This window comes from Methylibium sp., from assembly GCF_031393925.1.
Classification (GTDB): Bacteria; Pseudomonadota; Gammaproteobacteria; order Burkholderiales; family Burkholderiaceae_C; genus Methylibium.
Map to the genome: position 1 here is coordinate 1 of NZ_JANMWL010000212.1, position 1,881 is coordinate 1,881.

Below are 1,881 nucleotides of genomic sequence, written 5' to 3' on the forward strand. Positions count from 1 at the left end.
GCGCCGCTTTCGCGCTGGGCTTGGCAGCGACGCCCAGCGTGACGCCGAGGGTTGTGGCGGTCGCGGCCGCTGGTGCGGACCGCAGCGCCGGCCCTGCCACGCCGGGCGAGGCTGCCTTGCCCGCGGACGCCCGCGCCGGCACGCCGTGCGGCTCGCGGCCGATCTCGCGCGGCGGCTTGTCTTCGCGCAGGCCCTTGAAGACGGAGTGGCGCACGCGGCCTTCGGCGGTCCATTCGGCGAACGACACCTCGGCCACCAGCTCGGGTTCGACCCAGTGCGCGCCCCGCTGGCCGGTCGGTTCGTCGAACGGCGGCGCGTCGCGCCCCAGCGCTGCCAGGCGCCGGGTCAGCGGTTCGAGCATGCGGGTGGGAAAGCCGGTGCCGACGTTGCCGGCGTAGCGCAGCCGCGGCGCATGCGCGCTCTTCTCGTGCGCGCCGTGGTCGTTGCTGCCGTTCGCGTCGCTGTCGTCGTAGTAGCCGAGCAGCAGCGCGCCCAGCCCCACGCGGGAGCCCTTGGGGTCGGTGTAGCCGCCGATCACGAACTCCTGGCGCTGCGAACACTTGAGCTTGATCCAGGCGTTGGAGCGGCCGCGCGGGTAGGCCGAATCGAGGCGCTTGCCGATCACGCCTTCGAGGTGCAGCCGGCAGGCCGCCTGCAGCACGTCGGCCGCCTCGGCGGCGAAGTCTTCGCTGAAGCGCACCACCGATTGCGGCGTCGCCGCTGCCAGCGTGGCGCGCAGCAGCGCGCGCCGCTCGACCAGCGGCGCGGCGCGCAGGTCGTGGCCGGCGTGGAAGGGCAGGTCGAACAGGTAGTAGCGCACCGCGTCCAGCGAGCGGTTTTCAAAGGCGTTCTGCAGCGCCTGAAAATCCGGCGCGCCGTGCTCGCCCATGACGACGAGCTCGCCGTCGAGCCAGGCCGCCTCAAAACCGAGCCCAGCCACCGCGTGCGCCAGCGCCGGCAGTTTGGCAGTCCAGTCGTGGCCGTTGCGGGTGAACAGGCGCGCCGCGCCGCGCTCCACGCGCGCGAGCAGCCGGTAACCGTCGAACTTGAGCTCGTAGCGCCAGCCGCTGTCGGCCGGCTGCGCGTCGACCAGCGTGGCGAGCGCTGGCGCCAGCGCTGCGGGCAATGCGGCCGGTTCGGCGGCGTCCGGCAGCGCGGCCGGTTTGGCGGCAGGGCGCAGGGGCGCCAGGGCATGCTGCACGCTGGCGATGTCGGCGGGCAGGGGAGGCTGGGCGCGCTGGGAGCGGGCGGCCGCGCGCGCACGGGTTACCGGTGGGGTGGCGGCCGCGGTGGTGGCTGCACCGGCCGCCTTGGCGATGGCTCGAGTTGCCGTTTTCTTGCCCGCGCTCGCGCCCACCGCCGCACCGGGTTTTGCGCCCGTTGGCGCGCGCGCCGGTGCCAAGGCGCTGGGCTGCTTGACGCTCGCCGGCAGCGCCTGGACCACGCTGAACTCCGCCTCGCTGCGCGCCGCCGCGTCGCGCTCCTTGATGAGCAGCCAGGCGTTCTGACGCTCGCCGTCGCGCGCACGCATGCGCACCAGGGTCCAGTCGCCCTGCAACTTGTGGCCGGACAGGCCGAATTTCAGCTTGCCCGCCGCATGGCCGGCGCGCGCGTCGCCGTGTGGCTGCCACTGGCCTTCGTCCCACACGATCACTTCACCGGCGCCGTAATGGCCGGCGGGAATGGTGCCTTCGAAGCCGGCGTAGTCCAGCGGATGGTCCTCGACTTCGACCGCCATGCGGCGCGCCTTCGGATCCAGGCTCGGACCCTTGGGCACCGCCCAGCTCTTGAGCGTGCCGTCGAGCTCGAGCCGAAAGTCGTAATGCAACTGCCGGGCCGCATGCTTTTGCACCACGAAGCGCAGCGCCGGCTCGCAGGCGG

1 protein-coding gene is annotated in these 1,881 nt (G+C 73.4%); it reads right to left on the reverse strand.

What is annotated here, in order from left to right; genetic code table 11:
- Window positions 1-1,881, reverse strand: a 1,881-nt coding sequence (gene ligD, locus RMO12_RS11360; protein WP_309639370.1) for a non-homologous end-joining DNA ligase, incomplete at both ends; no start/stop codon positions are given.